Source organism: Vibrio sp. 10N.222.52.B12, assembly GCF_002875385.1.
Taxonomy (GTDB): Bacteria; Pseudomonadota; Gammaproteobacteria; order Enterobacterales; family Vibrionaceae; genus Vibrio; species Vibrio jasicida.
In genome coordinates this window covers 21,802-38,162 of record NZ_MDAW01000129.1, presented here as the reverse complement: position 1 = coordinate 38,162, position 16,361 = coordinate 21,802, and the positions used below count along the sequence as shown (strand labels likewise).

Here is a 16,361-nt window from a genome sequence, read left to right as displayed (position 1 = left end):
GCTAAAATGAAAAAAGTGAAATAAAAGTGAGCTGCTTCATATATGAGATACGAAGTCCCCCTCACCTAGGGGTGAGTTTGGAGTATGTACTAGGAGAGATTTAGAAAATTCTAGGCAAAAAAAATCGACCTAGTACGGTCGATTAATGCAAACAAAGGAACGAAATACAAAGAAAATCAAAAAGGAAACTACCCTACCATTGCCATTGGTGTCATTATAAATAAGTGATTAGCACATGACATTCTGTCATGCATGACTTTGATAGGCTGGCCGAAACCAAGTGCTTTACTTCCATTGAGCAAGAACTCTTCTTGCCCTACATAAGCACAAAGGCTAGAAGTATCACCTGCCTCAAGGACAATGAACACACCTTCGGAGTGTTGATTCGTTAAGAAAACCATATCCCCTTCTTCCGGTTCGTGATCGCATGCTTGAGCATCGAAGAACCAGCTCTTAGGCTGTACAGGTTTGTGGAAGCGTTTGGCGGCTACACAATAAAGTGTTAACTCTGCTTGGCGGTATTCGTTTATGTCGAGACAGCGAATTCGTTCGTTGTATGTTTGAAACGCGCTTGCATCATCAACTGTGAATTCATTTTCTGAGAAGGCGCAATTGACCAACAGCTTACGGCATAGATTGGTTTGGAAAATCATTTCCTCCCCTAAATCCAGCATTAAGCAAGCTTTGTGCTCGTCAAAATACCAATTCCATTTGTCGCTGGGTTTAAGCATTATTCCGTTCTCTTGTGACTAATTAAACAGCAATAAGAGGTAAGACGCTTAATTACCTACTCATGATTTTTAAATTTTACAAACGAACGGACAAAAAAAAAGAGGAAACGAATTCCTCTTTTTTAGTAACAAGCGTCGATTTCTCAACGATTTAGCGATTGATCTTATAGATTTTTAACAATATCGCGTACGAGACCAGGTCCGTGGTAGATAAAGCCTGTGTAAACTTGAACAAGTTGCGCACCTGCCATCATTTTCTCTTTTGCGGCAACGTATGAGTCAACACCGCCCACACCGATGATCGGAAGTTTGTCGCAAAGTTCTTCATGAAGTTTACGCACAACTTCTGTTGAACGTGATTGAACTGGACGTCCGCTTAGACCACCCGCTTCGTTTGCATGTTTCATGCCTTCAACAACAGTACGATCCAGCGTTGTGTTTGTTGCTATAACGCCGTCAATGTTGTTCTTGATCAGAGACTCACAAATCTGGCTGATTTCGTCATCGCTCAAATCTGGTGCAATTTTCAGAGCAAGTGGTACGTACTTGGCATGCTTTTCTGCAAGTTCTGACTGTTTTTCTTTAAGTTCAGACAGTAATTCGTCTAACGCTTCACCGTACTGAAGTGAACGAAGTCCTGGTGTATTTGGTGACGAGATATTCACAGCGATGTAACCTGCGTACTCGTACACTTTTTCCATACAAATCAGGTAGTCCTCTGCCCCGTTCTCAATTGGTGTGTCTTTATTCTTACCAATGTTAATACCAAGAACGCAGTTGTATTTTGCCTTTCTCACATTCTCAACTAGATGATCCACACCTAGGTTGTTAAAGCCCATACGGTTGATGATACCTTCCGCTTCAACTAGGCGGAACAAGCGTGGCTTGTCATTACCTGGTTGCGGACGAGGAGTAACAGTACCAACTTCGACAAAACCAAAGCCCATAGCGTCAAATGCTTCGATACATTCGCCGTTTTTATCCAAGCCAGCAGCAAGACCAACTGGGTTACGGAATGTAAGTCCCATGCATTCTACTGGACGGTTCGGTAATTGTTGACGATAGAAAAGATCGAGAGGAGTGCCGTTGAAACGTTGGAAGTTTTTGATTGCAAGATCATGTGCCTTTTCGGCATCAAGTTGAAAAAAGCCAGTTCTGGCTAGACGGTAAAGCATTGTGCCTCCGAAAGAAAAAAGCCCCGTGTAAACGGGACAATATTATTTACTGTTTTTCGTCTCAATTCAATGAAAATGAATGAATTCAGCAAAATTGTACTTCTTATTTAAATTTTTCTTATAAAAACAGTCTATTATAGCGCTATTACCTATACAAAACTGATGGCTTTTACGTTAAAAGCAAACGATTTCACGCCATGAAAACTTAAACTCTACGTTACATTGTCACTAAGGTTTGTGGTTTAGATTGCTTTAAGCATTAAAAAGCCTCGCATTTGCGAGGCCTTTATCTGAGTCAACTTACCCTATTCGTTCGAGGAACAATTTAGGTTAAGCAAAACCAACTCTCGAAGTGCTACTGAGAACTTCGCAAACTCATGAACTGAACCGACTTTAAATTCGTTTAGAATACTCTCCCAACGATGTAAAGACAGCTCATTCGTTGACATCCAATCCTCTAACGCTTGAATCACATCAAGATCTTCGCTTGAACAACCACAAGTCAACACTTGAGCCGTCAACTGACGTTGTTGCCAGTCTAGATCTTCACGGAATGCCGCTCGCGCCAATGCCTGCCAATTATTATCAACGGCTTGGCTATTGATTTGCTTCAAGAACCAGTGAAGTGATAAACGGTCACCCAAGTTAAAGTACAACTTCGAAGCTTGCTCTACTGTTTTACCTGTTTCGCTTGCTACTGTTGAAATATCCAGTGCTGATTGTAAGCTTGATAGACGAGCAACATGATGTGCTAGCTTCTCTTCTACTCCGCGTTCAACCCACTTCTTCGCAAGTTCATTGTGCTCTTCTACTTCAGACTCAACTAGCATGGTGTCTAGTGTTTCAGTGATAGTGTGAACATCGTCTTTATACAAAGCAACCAACTCAGTCACTGTGCTCTTACTGCTACGATTACGTAGTAACCAGCGAGAGATACGACGCAGTGCACGGCGTACGTAGAACATGATTTCGTACTGTGCTTCCGCTGTTGCAACGTTATCTAGAGCACGGGTTTGCTTGAGGATATCTTCCAATCCGAAGATTTCACGGGTTGCACTGTAAGCATTTGCGATATCAACTACACTCGCGCCCGTTTCTTCTTGAAGACGAGTCACGAAATTACAGCCCATTTCATTAACCATTTGGTTAGCTAACGCCGTCGCGATGATTTCTGCACGCAGCGGGTGGTTCACCATTTGATCTTTGTAGTTACGGCGTAACTCACTTGGGAAGTAAGCAACTAATTGTTTTCCATGGAATTCATCATTCGCAATCTCGTCAGCAACGAGTTGCTCTTTTAGAACCATCTTGCCGTAAGCAACCAACACTGAAAGCTCGGGACGCGTCAGACCAAGGCCTTGTTTTTCGCGTTCAATCAGTGTTTCGTCGTCAGGAATGTATTCAAGCGCACGATCCAAGTACCCAGCTTTTTCCATCGTATGGATAAAGCGGATTTGCTCTTTAACAATGCCAACACCTTGCTGTTCAGTCACTGAAATCGATTCAGATTGACGGTAAGCATCGTCCAAAACAATTTCGCCGACTTCGTCTTCCATTGATTCAAGAATCAGGTTGCGTTGTTTAACCGTTAGATCGCCATTTGATACAAGGCCGTTCAAGAAGATCTTAATGTTCACTTCGTTGTCTGAACAATCTACACCACCAACGTTATCCACAAAGTCGGTATTTACACGTCCACCTGTGGTTGCGTACTCGATACGACCAAGCTGAGTCATACCTAAGTTACCGCCTTCACCAACGACTTTCGCTTTTAAATCACGTCCGTCGATACGGAGCACGTCGTTTGCACGGTCACCAACATCGGTATGCGTTTCGCTAGATGCTTTAACGTAAGTACCGATACCACCATTCCAAAGTAGATCCACTTCCATTTGTAGGATCATCTTAATCAGATCGTTTGGCGGCAAAGATGCTTTCTTAGTGCCCAACATCTTTTGGATTTCTGGTGTTAATTGGATCGATTTAGAGCGACGAGAGAAAATACCACCGCCCTTCGAGATCAAATCCGTGTTGTAGTCTTCCCAGCTTGATCGAGGTAGGTTGAATAAGCGATCACGCTCTACCCAACTGGTAGCAGAGTCAGGGTTCGGGTCAATGAAAATGTGCATGTGGTTAAACGCAGCTTGTAAGCGAATGTGCTTAGATAGCAACATGCCGTTACCAAATACGTCCCCAGCCATATCACCGACACCAATAGCCGTGAAATCAGTGGTTTGACAGTTGATACCCATTTCACGGAAGTGACGTTTTACCGACTCCCAACCACCTTTCGCAGTGATACCCATTGCTTTGTGGTCGTAACCATTAGAGCCACCTGATGCAAACGCATCACCTAGCCAGAAGTTATACTCGTTAGATACAGAGTTTGCCAAGTCAGAGAAAGTTGCAGTGCCTTTATCGGCTGCAACAACCAAGTATGGGTCGTCCTCATCATGACGCACGACACTCTTCGGCGGAATGACTTCACCTTCGATGATGTTATCGGAAACATCCAATAGTGCGCGGATGAAGCGTTTATAACAACGCTGACCTTCGGCAAAAATTTCATCACGGTTAGTTAGAGTGTGCTGACGTTTACATACGAAGCCACCTTTAGCACCCACAGGAACAATCACTGTGTTCTTAACTTGCTGCGCTTTAACTAGGCCAAGAATCTCAGTACGGAAGTCTTCTTGACGGTCTGACCAACGTAGACCACCACGCGCGACTTTACCGCCACGTAGGTGAACACCCTCGATATCCGGTGCGTACACGAAGATTTCAAACGCAGGCACTGGCTGAGGAATGTCAGGGATTTCGCTTGGCTTCATCTTCAATGATAACCAAGGTTTTGGCTGCTTATCTTCGTCTAACTGGTAGTAGTTCGTACGTAGCGTTGCTGTGATCATTTCCATATAACGACGGATAATACGATCATCATCTAGGCTTTCAACGCGATCCAATTGCTCGGTTATTTTCTTGATAAGATCGTTCTGACCTTTCTCACTGCCCTTGTGTTTTGGATCGAATCGCTTAGCAAATAGATTCACCAGACCTGTTGCTAAATCAGGGTAATGGCTCAGGGTATCTTCAATATATTGTTGACTGAATGGGAAGCCAACTTGGCGCATGTAGCGAGCGTATGCACGAAGAATAGAAATTTCACGACCAGACAGTGAAGCGCCTAGCAACAAACGGTTGAAACCATCACTCTCTAAATTACCTGCCCAAATCGCCGCGAATGCTTGCTGGAAACGATCTCGAGCTTCACGAAGATCAACGGTCTTGTCGCTCTTATGTAGCATTGAGAAATCAAGGATCCAGAACGTTTGACCGTTGTTGGTTTCGATCTCATATGGAGATTCGCCGATCACACGTAGGCCTAGGTTTTCCAACATTGGCATAACGTCAGATAGGTGAATTGGCTCGTTGCGGTGGTAAAGCTTTAAGCGAACCGCTTTAGATTCTGCCGCTTCTTCTTGCGGACGGTAGAACAGCATGCCCAGTTTGTTGTCATCGCTTAACGCTTCTAGACGTTCGATGTCTGCAACCGCAGAACCAGGCATCATGTCTTCTTTGTATGAACGAGGGAACGCGCTCATGTATTCTTTTGAAAGAGGAAGACCTTTACTCTCACCGAAGTTAGCAATGATGGATTCTTTTAGGCGGTCATCCCATGAAGTCGATACTTCCATTAAGTTCTGCTCAATCTTTTTCACGTCTACATCAATGTTGTTGTTGTCTACACGAACAATGTAATGGGTTCTTGCCAACGGACTTTCAGAGAAGAAGGTCGTAAATTCAACCTCTTGCTCGCAACCAAAGTACTGCTTAAGAATGCGTTGAGTTTGACGGCGAAGCTCGGTGTTGTAACGGTCTTTTGTCACATAAACCATGCAGCTAAAGAAACGACCAAACGGGTCTTTACGAACAAATAGACGTAACAAGTCACGGTCTTGCATTTGCACGACGCCCATCCCCACTTCTAATAACTCTTCTTCACGAGCTTGAAGCAGTTCATCACGAGGGTAGTTTTCTAGGATGTTGTGCAGCGCTTTGTACGAGTACGATCCATTGCGATATCCACTCGCTTCTAGAATACGATCCACTTTCTCGCGAATCAGGGGAATGCTTTGTACGGCTTGATTGTATACCGCAGAAGTGTATAGACCAGTAAAGCGATGCTCACCGACTACTTTGCCGTTCTCATCGAATTTTTTAACACCAATGTAGTCAGTGTATGCTGGACGGTGAATACGTGATGCTTGATTGCCCTTAGTGATGATCAGCGCGTAAGGTTTTTTCGCTTCAAGGCGCGCAGAGTCTGACAGCTCAGAAAGCTTGATGCTGCGAACGCGACTGTCATCAGCAAACATGCCAAGGCCTTTCTCTTTCACCGGCTGAAGCTCAGTATCACCATTGACACTGACAAGATCATATTCCTTATACCCCATGAAGGTGAAGTTATGATCCCCTAACCAGCGTAGGTATTCGATCGTTTCATCTAAACGATCTGTTTTCATTGAAACACGATCTTTATTCTTCTCAAGGTCGTTGGTGACGATCTTAAGTTTTTCAACCATTTGCTTCCAGTCATCAACGACTAAGCGCGTGTCAGACAAGATAGTGAGCAGCTCATTTTTTAACGCTTGCATTTCATCTTTACTGGTTAAGCGATCAACTTCGATGTGGAATAGAGATTGAAGGACGCCGCCTTCACCATTAATGTCTGTCACTTGCCCTTTCTTATCGCGTTCTAGTTGCGTTGGGTTGTTAAGCATTAAGTGAGAGACAAGATCGAGTCGCGTTAGCGCCATCTTGATGGAATCCACCAAAAATGGGCTATCTGGAACAACAATTTCAACAATAGTGTGAGTCGATTGCCAACCTTGGCGGCTGACTGCTGGGTTAAATACCCTTACAGAGATGTCTTCTGGTTTCTTTTCATTGACGTGATGCCACAGACTAACCACGGCACCATAAAGGTCGGATTCGTTTCGCTGAATCAAGTCATCATCAGCAATGTTACTAAATAAGTGTTGAGCAAGTTTAGTTACAAGCGGTTGGTGAGAAAGCTCGAGTTTGTCTTGAATTAGTTGGTATACCTTTTCAAGCAGAACCGGCACTACATTTTCACGCGCGGTCATATTCACACTCCACATTAGAATTGTTGTTTTGTAGGGGGACTTAGTTTGGGGTTTACCCCGAAACTAAGCATAGGTAATGCATACACTTATTGTAAAAGCATAATCACAAATGTTTAACAAAAATTCGCAGTGGTAAGAGGTGAAATGTTTGATTATGTGACTAAGATTCCTGTTTAACTCACTAGGAATATCAGGCATCACAGAGTTTCTAACTTTAGAAACTTATTATTTTGGTCAGTTGTGAGTCTAAAACGACCTCTAACGCCTAATTGACTAAGAAATGGTCTAAATTTTGATGCATCTAGTTGCACTCTCAAACCATTGTCAGTGATGACTTGTACCGAACTAGCGGCACCGGAATAGTGTGAAAGAAATGTTTGATAAGAGATATTGAGAGAGAAGTAATACTGGTTCATTAGAATGGATTATTGTCAGAACAAAAAACTAGGGTGACCTTAACGACCACCCTATTCTTTTGTAGATTATTCGTCTAGTGCTTTAGTCACTTTTTCGAATAGGTCTTTTGCTAAATTGTCCATCGCTTTAAGCTTTTCAAGCTCTGCACGGATAAGCGCTTGGCGGCCTTCATCGTATTTACGGAACTTCAATAGAGGATCGATCATACGAGACGCCACTTGTGGGTTGGTATCGTTCAACTGACGAAGGATCTCACCAGCAAACTGGTAGCCAGAGCCTGATTTATCATGGAAGCGCACAGGGTTTGCGTTTAAGAAAGAACCAATCAAGCTACGCGTACGGTTCGGGTTCTTCAAGCTAAATGCTTCGTGGCTCATGGTTTCTTTCACTTTCTCAAGTGCGTTTTCAACCGGGTTGCTGCCCTGAAGAACAAACCATTTGTCCATAACCAGACCATCGTGCTTCCACTTGTCACTGTAGTCCGCCATTAGGGCTTCACGACATGCAAGTTGTGCATTGTTCGCTGCACTCATTGCCGCGATCGTGTCTGTCATGTTGTTTGATGACTCGTATTGCGCTTTAGCTAGTTCATTGCCCTTTTCAGTGTGAGCTAGGAACTGCAGACATTGGTTACGCAAAGCTCGTTTACCAATAGCGTCGTGATCAATGCTGTACTCTGCTTGGTTCAATGCATGGTAAGTAGCACTCAGTTCATCTTCTAGTTCTTTAGAAAGTGACACTGTAATGTTATTCAGTACCGTATCTACCGCATCAATATCAATCTGCTTATACCAACCGGTGATTTCGTTAATTGAAGGTAAAGACAGAACTTGTGCGATAAACGCTGGCTCAAGATTCGCATCAAGTAACACGCCACGGAATGCATCGATTAAGTCTCCTGATAGCTTAACCTCATCACCCGCTTGAACGTTAGTTACGTTTTGACGAATGTACTTCGCTAGCAGCATTTGGCTTGCATCCCAACGAGCAAAATCGTTTGTTGCGTGCTTCATTAAGAAGATCAGTTCATCATCGCTGTAATCGTATTCCAATTTAACCGGTGCAGAGAACTCACGAAGCAATGATGGCACTGGTTGTTCTGCGACGTTTTCGAATACGAAAGTCTGTTTGTCTTGCTTCACGTCCAGCACGTTGTGTACTGATTCACCGTTGATAACCAGTGGAATCACGTCACCGTTTTGCGCGTATAGCTCAATATCGAATGGAATATGTAGCGATTGTTTTTCTGATTGGTCGTGCGTTGCTTCAGTAAATTGCTCAACCGTTAGTGCGTAAGTTTTTGCTTCCGCATTGAATTCACTGTTTACACGAAGTGTTGGCGTGCCAGACTGGCTGTACCATAAACGGAATTGCTTAAGGTCAACGCCCGTTGCGTCTTCCATTGCAGAAACGAAATCTTCACACGTTGCTGCAGTACCATCATGACGGTCGAAGTACAGTTTCATGCCTTTTTGGAAACCTTCTTCGCCAAGTAGCGTATGATACATGCGGATCACTTCGCTGCCCTTTTCGTACACGGTTAGCGTGTAGAAGTTATTCATTTCAATAACTTTATCCGGACGAATTGGATGCGACATTGGGCTTGAATCTTCCGCGAATTGAGGACCGCGGATAATGCGAACGTTGTCGATGCGGTTTACTGCACGTGAACCAAGATCAGATGAGAACTCTTGATCGCGGAACACGGTTAGGCCCTCTTTCAAACTCAGCTGGAACCAGTCACGACAAGTAACACGGTTACCCGTCCAGTTGTGGAAGTATTCGTGACCGATTACCGCCTCAATACCAAGGTATTCACGGTCAGTCGCGGTTTTTTCATTCGCAAGGACAAACTTCGAGTTGAAGATGTTTAGACCTTTGTTTTCCATCGCACCCATGTTGAAGAAATCAACGGCCACGATCATGTAAATATCTAGGTCGTACTCAAGACCAAAGCGGTCTTCATCCCACTTCATCGAGTTGATAAGTGAAGTCATCGCATGACCCGCGCGATCAAGGTTGCCTTTGTCGACAAAGATTTCTAGGTCAACTTTACGGCCAGATGTCGTAGTGTATTTATCACGTAGAACATCAAAATCACCTGCAACTAGTGCAAACAAATAAGCAGGCTTTGGATGAGGGTCTTGCCATTGAACCCAATGACGACCGTTTTCTGCTTCGCCTTCTGCAACGCGGTTACCGTTGCTAAGTAGGAACGGATAAATAGCTTTGTCTGCAATCACTTTTGTTGTGTATTTAGCGAGAACATCTGGACGGTCGAGGTAGTAAGTAATACGACGGAAGCCTTCTGCTTCACACTGCGTACAAAACGCACCACCTGATTTGTAAAGACCTTCAAGTGCTGTGTTTGCTTCCGGGTCGATCTTAGTAACGATTTCTAAATCAAATTCCGCAGGCAAATCGGTAAGCACTAAAGAGGCTTCTTTTACTTCATGGTGAGCCCAATCTTCACCATTCACTTTTACGGAGCGAAGCTCTAGCCCTTCACCGTCTAATTCTAAAGTTGTTGATTCGCCCTTTTGAACTACTTTTGATACTGCGGTCACGATAGTGTCGTTATCGTAAAGATCAAACGTTAAATCGATATCAATAATCGCATGCGAAGGCGCTTGATAGTCTTTGCGATATTTTGCTTGGGGAGCTTGAGACATGTCCATAAATCCTTGTATATAGAACCACAAAAATACCAGGACCGGAGGCTCAAACACCTCACACTGGTATCACGATATAAGCTATTTGTAGGGGTTGTGGTATCAGAATACAAGTCTTTCTATAAAAAAACGGAGCTTTTAGTGGCTTAGCTCCGCTTTCTGTTTAACATTTAATCAACATCAGAATATTTCACTATTAATAAACCAGCGTGAAATAATGGAAATGAATCATTTAGGGTGTGACTCGATTGAGTACCGCGTACATCTCTCCACTAGAATCCTCAATAGTAAGCTCGTTTTGGTTCAGCTTATAGCGCGTGCCATGCTCACCGTTTTCGTACAAAAGGACTAGGTGTTCACCCTCGGTATAAAAGACACCCTGTTTCACTGATTCTTCTCCGGATTCATTAGCGACACGGAACATAAAGACAAAATCAGGCTGGAGGATAAGGTCCATTTGGTTGATGTTGTTCGCCAACATACCGTCTCCTGCAACATGAGAGCTTGACCAAATACCAGCTAGTGCGTTGGAGAGTCCTTTGGTAAAAGTCACACCGTTTAGGTCAAGTGTGTTGTGGTTGTTTTGATAGGCGTAGATTTGAGGTTCATCTGTGTTTAACCCAAGAACAATGGTGTCCTCATTAGCGTTATATAGTCCTTCCCAATGATCGATAGAATAGTCTTTCTTTTGGATATCTATTGAGAAAGTATAATTAGAACCAAGTGTCAGTTTGATTGCGCGAAAATTCTCCGCTGAATCCTCAGGGTTTGGGTTCATTAAGTACCAATCCCCTATGAGAAAAGGAGTATCAAAGTGACTGAGTTCGTCTTCTTTGTTGGTTTCCGCGCTAGAAACGCTAAAGCAGCAAAAGCTAAGTAAAATAATGAACCATTTCATAACGGTATCCTTATCGTTTTCTTTTAGCTTAGGCTTTAGATCTCACTTTCGCGAAATATTTGATCTACATCACGTAAATTGTTTAAGAAAATTAAGCGCAGAATTAACTCATTTGCAGTGAATACTCCTAGCGAAAAGCGCATAAAAAAAGAGCGAATCACTATGACTCGCTCTTAAACAACAGAATTGCTAGTTGTTATGACTAAATTTTTAGCCTTTCAACATATCAACCATGACCGCTACTGATTCGTCCAGGTATACGTCTGGTGCTTCGTAGTCTTTCGGCACGTCATCCAAAGTCTTAAATGGTTTTTTGCCCATTGCAACTTGGCGTTCGTTGATGCGCTTCAAACGTAATGCTTCTGCTTCATCAGATTCTTCTTCACGAACTTTTTCGTTAAGAGACAATAAGTTATCATCCTTCTCTTTACGATACTTTTCGATATCTTCATTGATAAAACGGAACTCCATTTCATCAGCGATACGTTTGTTGTGAAGTTCTGTTAGTTTGGTAACCAAAGCGTCATTACTTGGGAACATCTGATATTTCGCTTTATCAATGCTGTCCCATGGTAGTGCATTGTCCTCAACACTCTCTCCAGTTTCACTTGGTTCCACAGGCGTTGGATAAGCAATATCTGGAGCAACACCACGGTTCTGAGTACTTCCGCCATCAATACGGTAGAACTTTTGAATCGTGTACTGAACATACCCGAGTTCTTTATCGAAAAGATCATAAATATGATTCAATGAACGATGTTGCTGAACCGTCCCTTTACCGAATGAGTTTTCACCCAAAATCACGGCACGATCGTAATCTTGCAGTGCTGCGGCAAAGATCTCAGAAGCAGAGGCACTATAACGGTTAATCAATACCGTCAGTGGTCCATCATAGCTGACTTGACCATCAGTATCCGCGTTAACTTTGATGCGACCATAACTATCACGAACTTGAACAACAGGGCCTTCTTTGATGAATAGACCAGTCAGTGCCGTTGCTTCGGTTAGAGCACCGCCGCCGTTGTTACGCAAATCGACGATAATGCCATCAACGTTTTTCGTTTTGAGTTCAGAAATCAGTTTATCTGTGTCTTTCGAGAGACCAACATAGAAACTTGGTACCTCTAGTACACCAATTTTCTTACCGTCTTTCTCTATTATTTCAGATTTGACTGCCCTGTCTTCTAAACGAACTTTGTCACGCACAATAGTGACAACGTAACTCTTAGCTTCTTTACCATCCGGCAAGATTTCTAGGTTAACTTTAGTCCCCTTAGGGCCTTTAATTAACTGAACAACGTCATCTAAACGCCAACCAATTACGTCAACAACATCTTCACCATCTTGCCCAACACCGATGATGCGGTCACCCTCACCTAACTGCTTACTTTTAGATGCCGGACCACCTGCAACAAGTGAACGAATCACTGTGTAGTCATCCGTCATTTGGAGCACCGCACCAATACCTTCAAGAGAGAGGTTCATCTCTGATTGGAATTGTTCAGCGTTGCGAGGTGATAAGTAGCTAGTATGCGGGTCTACTTCTCGAGCGAATGCATTCATGTACAGCTGGAAGGCATCTTCGTTACGAGTCTGAGTGATTCGCTTCATTGCGTTATTGTAACGCTTCTCTAAAACCTCTTTAATTTCTGGCCAGTCTTTACCAGTCAGTTTTAGGTTTAGAGCGTCGTACTTAACGCGTTTACGCCAAAGCTCATTTAACTCTGCTTCGTCTTTAGGCCAAGTCGCTTCAGAACGATCCAGTTCAATAAAGTCTTCAGTATCGAATTTGATTTCTTTATCAAGCAGAGTCAACGCATAGGCAAAACGTTCGAAACGTTTTTGCATCGAAAGGTTATAAACATCAAATGCAATCTTGTTGTTACCAGCTTTTAGCTGATCATCAAGACTGATCGACCAATCTTTAAAAGAATCAATGTCCGCTTGAGTAAAAATATTTCTATTGTAATCAAGCATTTCTACGTAGCGTTCAAAGATCGCTTTAGAGAAATCATCATTCAGATTGAAGTGCTTATAATGAGAGCGGGTAAATCGAGAAGTTACTCGTTTGCTGGCTGTTTCATGCTGAACTTCAGGAGCAAGAACCGGCAAGTCATCTTTGTTTAGTTTGGCTTCGAGAGCCTGAGCTGATGCTGCTAGCCAGAAGCTAGCAGCAATCAGTGTCACTTTTGAACGGCAATTCATGCGTAGGAGTATCTCCCTTATGCGCGCAAGTGCTCCGCTTTCACAACCATTTGCAGGCCGTTAGCAAGTTGAACACGTACATCTTCCTTATTGACTTCAACAATGGTCGCTGCCATGTTTCCTTTACCCATGTTCACGTTTACTGCGTTGCCGATTGTGATTTCATCAGCGTTTAGCGCGCGTGTTTCAACAGGCTTACTTTCTTTTTGTACTTTTGGTTTGTTAGTACGACGAGGCTGTTGTGGCTTTTTAGCCGCAGGTTTCGCTTTCGCCTTACCCTCTTCACGAGCTTTTTGTGCTTGTTCTTTACGACGAGCCTGAACTTTCGCTTTGCTTTCAGCTAGTGTTGCTTTTGCGTGTTCTACGTGTTCTTCCTCTAGCTCACCACATGGGTTGCCATCTAGATCAACACGTACTGCACCTGGTTTTACACCGTGTAGGTAACGCCATGATGAAGTGTACTGTCTTAACGCTGCACGAAGCTGAGTTTTGCTTACTTTTTCGTCTTCATTTAGACGTTCCGCAAGATCTTGAAAAATACCAATTTTCAGAGGCTTTGCTTCACCTTCTAAAGTAAAGCACTTAGGGAAACATTCAGCAATGTATGCGATAACTTCTTTGCTGTTTTTTAACTTTTCAGTCATGAGGGTTCCTGGTTTGAGCGGATTTCCGCGAAGCATTAAGAAAAAATATTCTCGTATTATAGTGACATGCCAAGGAAAAACCACACTAGAGGACGAATTTATGCGTCGTTAGCGTGCGAATTAAGCAGCTTTTCTACTTCTGACATAAAATGAGTGAGTCCTTCTTCGTCTGTTTCATCGAATCGGCCGATATTTGGGCTATCAATATCCAATACGCCAGCCACTTCTCCATTGATAGTAAAAGGAATAACAATTTCCGAATTACTCGCAGCATCACAGGCAATGTGACCTTCAAACTCATGAACGTCGTATACTCTTTGTACGGTATTAGTTTGAGCAGCTGTACCACAAACACCACGCCCCATTGGGATACGAACGCAAGCAGGTTTGCCTTGAAATGGCCCAAGTACCAGTTCATTTCCTTTTTTAAGGTAAAAACCCGCCCAGTTGAGCTCGTCAAGCTCCATAAATAGTAGTGAGCTGATGTTGGCTAGGTTCGCGACGTAGTCTTTTTCTGACTCGATCAGCGCTACGGCTTGTTTGGTAAGTCTTTGGTATTGTTCTATGTTCATATTAACTTCCTACTTTTTATTTAGGCTTCCATTCTTACAGTATGGCGCTACAATGCAGCCCTACTTTTTAATAGGACTTATTCTCAATTACAATGAATCCGAAAAACGACACTATTAGCCGTTCTTGGTTGATAACACAAGTCAAAAAGCACAAGTCCAAGTTGATTGTGGCGAACTTGATTGCTGTTCTTGCAACCTTGATTAGTGTTCCAATCCCTCTTCTTATGCCTTTAATGGTGGATGAAGTCTTATTGGACAAACCGGCATCAGGCCTTGCGGCAATGAATGCAGTCTTACCTGAAACGTGGCATACACCTACGGGATATATTTTCTTTACTCTCTTTTTGGTCGTGCTCATGCGGGCAGGCAGCCAAGCGTTCAATATTCTTCAGAGCCGACAATTTACTTTAGTCTCCAAAACCATCACGTTTGAAATGCGAAGTAAAATGATCGACAAACTCGGTCGCATCAGTATTCGACAATACGAGACAAAAGGTAGCGGTGGCATCAATGCTCACCTTATCACCGACATTGAGACCATTGATAAATTCATTGGTTCTACGTTAGCTAAATTTGTTATCAGTTTTCTAGCGGTGATTGGTACCGCCATTGTCCTTCTATGGCTCGACTGGCGTCTCGGCCTCTTTATTCTTTTGGTTAACCCTATCGTTATCTACTTCTCTCGCAAACTGGGGAGCATGGTTAAACACCTAAAACGTAAGGAAAACCATTCATTCGAAATCTTCCAGAATCGATTAGTCGAAACGCTAGATGGTATCTATCAATTACGCGCAGCAAACAAAGAACGCGAATTTCTACAGCAATTGAAGAACAACGCTGACCAAGTTCGTATTGATGCGGACAAGTATGCATGGCAATCCGAAGCCGCGGGCCGAGTTTCTTTCCTCTTATTTTTAATTGGCTTTGAGCTGTTCCGTGCTGTTGCGATGTTAATGGTGATGTTCAGTGACCTCACCATTGGTCAAATCTTCGCAGTATTCGGTTACCTTTGGTTTATGCTCTCTCCTGTCCAGGAACTACTGGGTATCCAATTCTCTTGGTATAGCGCAAAAGCCGCACTAAAACGCATTAACGACCTATTAGAATTGGAAGAAGAACATAGACCTGTCTCTAAGGTAAATCCTTTCAAAGAAAATAAAGAAGTTGATGTAAAAATCGAACATGTTGATTTTTCATACAATAATGAAAACAAAGTGTTGGACGATCTCTCGTTACACATCCCAGCTGGTAAGAAAGTAGCCTTGGTCGGTGCAAGTGGTGGTGGTAAATCGACGCTGATTCAGCTGTTGATTGGCGTATACAGACAAAACGCAGGTTCAATCCGTTTTAATGATGAACTGACAGACGACATTAGCTTTGAAGTGATACGCGACAAAATTGCCGTGGTTTTACAACAACCTATACTATTTAATGACTCGTTGAGGCATAATCTGACCCTCGGTGGGGATTTTGACGAAATGTCATTGTGGCGCGCTCTAGAAGTTGCGCAGTTGCAAGATGTAATTTCTCAACTAAACCACGGTTTGGATACGCAAATCGGACGCAATGGTATTCGCCTATCTGGGGGCCAACGTCAACGTTTAGCTATTGCACGAATGGTGTTGAGTAATCCACAATTTGTTATCCTAGATGAAGCAACGTCTGCATTGGATACCGCAACTGAAGCGGCTCTTCATAAGGCGTTAACTGAATTCTTACGTGGTAGAACGACACTAATCGTCGCGCACCGCTTATCTGCCGTTAAGCAAGCTGATTTGATTTATGTGCTTGAGGACGGAAGAGTGACGCAAACAGGAACCCATGGTGAGCTTGTTGAGCAAGAAGGCTTATATCAAACCCTATACGGGGGCATTCAGTCCCACGCTTAAACCATTCTTAG

At 43.2% G+C, this 16,361-nt stretch carries 10 protein-coding genes; 1 reads left to right on the top strand and 9 read right to left on the bottom strand.

Going from position 1 to position 16,361, the window contains the following annotated elements; genetic code table 11:
• Nucleotides 1-188: 188 nt before the first annotated feature.
• The 9 genes from BCT11_RS17175 to BCT11_RS17135 form a co-directional block, all read right to left on the bottom strand.
• Nucleotides 189-731 (bottom strand): cell division protein ZapC, encoded by a 543-nt coding sequence (locus BCT11_RS17175; protein ID WP_042603386.1) that lies wholly within the window; start codon nucleotides 729-731, stop codon nucleotides 189-191.
• Between the two features lie 164 nt (nucleotides 732-895).
• Nucleotides 896-1,906, bottom strand: a complete 1,011-nt coding sequence (gene pyrD, locus BCT11_RS17170) for a quinone-dependent dihydroorotate dehydrogenase (protein ID WP_102388821.1) — start codon at nucleotides 1,904-1,906, stop codon at nucleotides 896-898.
• A 305-nt stretch (nucleotides 1,907-2,211) separates the two neighbouring features.
• A complete protein-coding gene (locus BCT11_RS17165; protein WP_102388820.1) occupies nucleotides 2,212-7,053 on the bottom strand; it encodes an NAD-glutamate dehydrogenase in 4,842 nt (1,613 codons plus the stop codon).
• 197 nt (nucleotides 7,054-7,250) lie between these two features.
• Nucleotides 7,251-7,469 (bottom strand): DUF2835 domain-containing protein, encoded by a 219-nt coding sequence (locus tag BCT11_RS17160; RefSeq protein WP_078607003.1) that lies wholly within the window; start codon nucleotides 7,467-7,469, stop codon nucleotides 7,251-7,253.
• Between the two features lie 66 nt (nucleotides 7,470-7,535).
• On the bottom strand, nucleotides 7,536-10,142 hold the full coding sequence (pepN, locus tag BCT11_RS17155) for an aminopeptidase N (RefSeq protein WP_102388819.1): 2,607 nt from the start codon (nucleotides 10,140-10,142) through the stop codon (nucleotides 7,536-7,538).
• A 232-nt stretch (nucleotides 10,143-10,374) separates the two neighbouring features.
• Nucleotides 10,375-11,040: a hypothetical protein gene (locus tag BCT11_RS17150; protein ID WP_038872985.1), complete on the bottom strand. Its 666-nt coding sequence runs from the start codon at nucleotides 11,038-11,040 to the stop codon at nucleotides 10,375-10,377.
• 210 nt (nucleotides 11,041-11,250) lie between these two features.
• Nucleotides 11,251-13,245 (bottom strand): carboxy terminal-processing peptidase, encoded by a 1,995-nt coding sequence (gene prc, locus BCT11_RS17145; RefSeq protein ID WP_038872987.1) that lies wholly within the window; start codon nucleotides 13,243-13,245, stop codon nucleotides 11,251-11,253.
• Nucleotides 13,246-13,262: 17 nt separating this feature from the next.
• Nucleotides 13,263-13,889, bottom strand: a complete 627-nt coding sequence (gene proQ / locus BCT11_RS17140) for an RNA chaperone ProQ (protein WP_038872990.1) — start codon at nucleotides 13,887-13,889, stop codon at nucleotides 13,263-13,265.
• Between the two features lie 98 nt (nucleotides 13,890-13,987).
• Nucleotides 13,988-14,461, bottom strand: a complete 474-nt coding sequence (locus BCT11_RS17135; RefSeq protein WP_038881975.1) for a GAF domain-containing protein — start codon at nucleotides 14,459-14,461, stop codon at nucleotides 13,988-13,990.
• A gap of 92 nt (nucleotides 14,462-14,553) precedes the next feature.
• On the opposite strand from BCT11_RS17135, the gene BCT11_RS17130 reads away from it, so the two are divergent.
• On the top strand, nucleotides 14,554-16,350 hold the full coding sequence (locus BCT11_RS17130) for an ABC transporter ATP-binding protein (protein WP_102388818.1): 1,797 nt from the start codon (nucleotides 14,554-14,556) through the stop codon (nucleotides 16,348-16,350).
• The last annotated feature ends 11 nt before the right edge of the window (nucleotides 16,351-16,361 follow it).

What these genes read in the sequence shown, in the direction of transcription:
- BCT11_RS17175 (WP_042603386.1), bottom strand. Translation starts at nt 731, where the DNA reads ATGCTTAAACCCAGCGACAAATGGAATTGGTATTTTGACGAGCACAAA.
- pyrD (WP_102388821.1), bottom strand. Translation starts at nt 1,906, where the DNA reads ATGCTTTACCGTCTAGCCAGAACTGGCTTTTTTCAACTTGATGCCGAA.
- BCT11_RS17165 (WP_102388820.1), bottom strand. Translation starts at nt 7,053, where the DNA reads ATGACCGCGCGTGAAAATGTAGTGCCGGTTCTGCTTGAAAAGGTATAC.
- BCT11_RS17160 (WP_078607003.1), bottom strand. Translation starts at nt 7,469, where the DNA reads ATGAACCAGTATTACTTCTCTCTCAATATCTCTTATCAAACATTTCTT.
- pepN (WP_102388819.1), bottom strand. Translation starts at nt 10,142, where the DNA reads ATGTCTCAAGCTCCCCAAGCAAAATATCGCAAAGACTATCAAGCGCCT.
- BCT11_RS17150 (WP_038872985.1), bottom strand. Translation starts at nt 11,040, where the DNA reads ATGAAATGGTTCATTATTTTACTTAGCTTTTGCTGCTTTAGCGTTTCT.
- prc (WP_038872987.1), bottom strand. Translation starts at nt 13,245, where the DNA reads ATGAATTGCCGTTCAAAAGTGACACTGATTGCTGCTAGCTTCTGGCTA.
- proQ (WP_038872990.1), bottom strand. Translation starts at nt 13,889, where the DNA reads ATGACTGAAAAGTTAAAAAACAGCAAAGAAGTTATCGCATACATTGCT.
- BCT11_RS17135 (WP_038881975.1), bottom strand. Translation starts at nt 14,461, where the DNA reads ATGAACATAGAACAATACCAAAGACTTACCAAACAAGCCGTAGCGCTG.
- BCT11_RS17130 (WP_102388818.1), top strand. Translation starts at nt 14,554, where the DNA reads ATGAATCCGAAAAACGACACTATTAGCCGTTCTTGGTTGATAACACAA.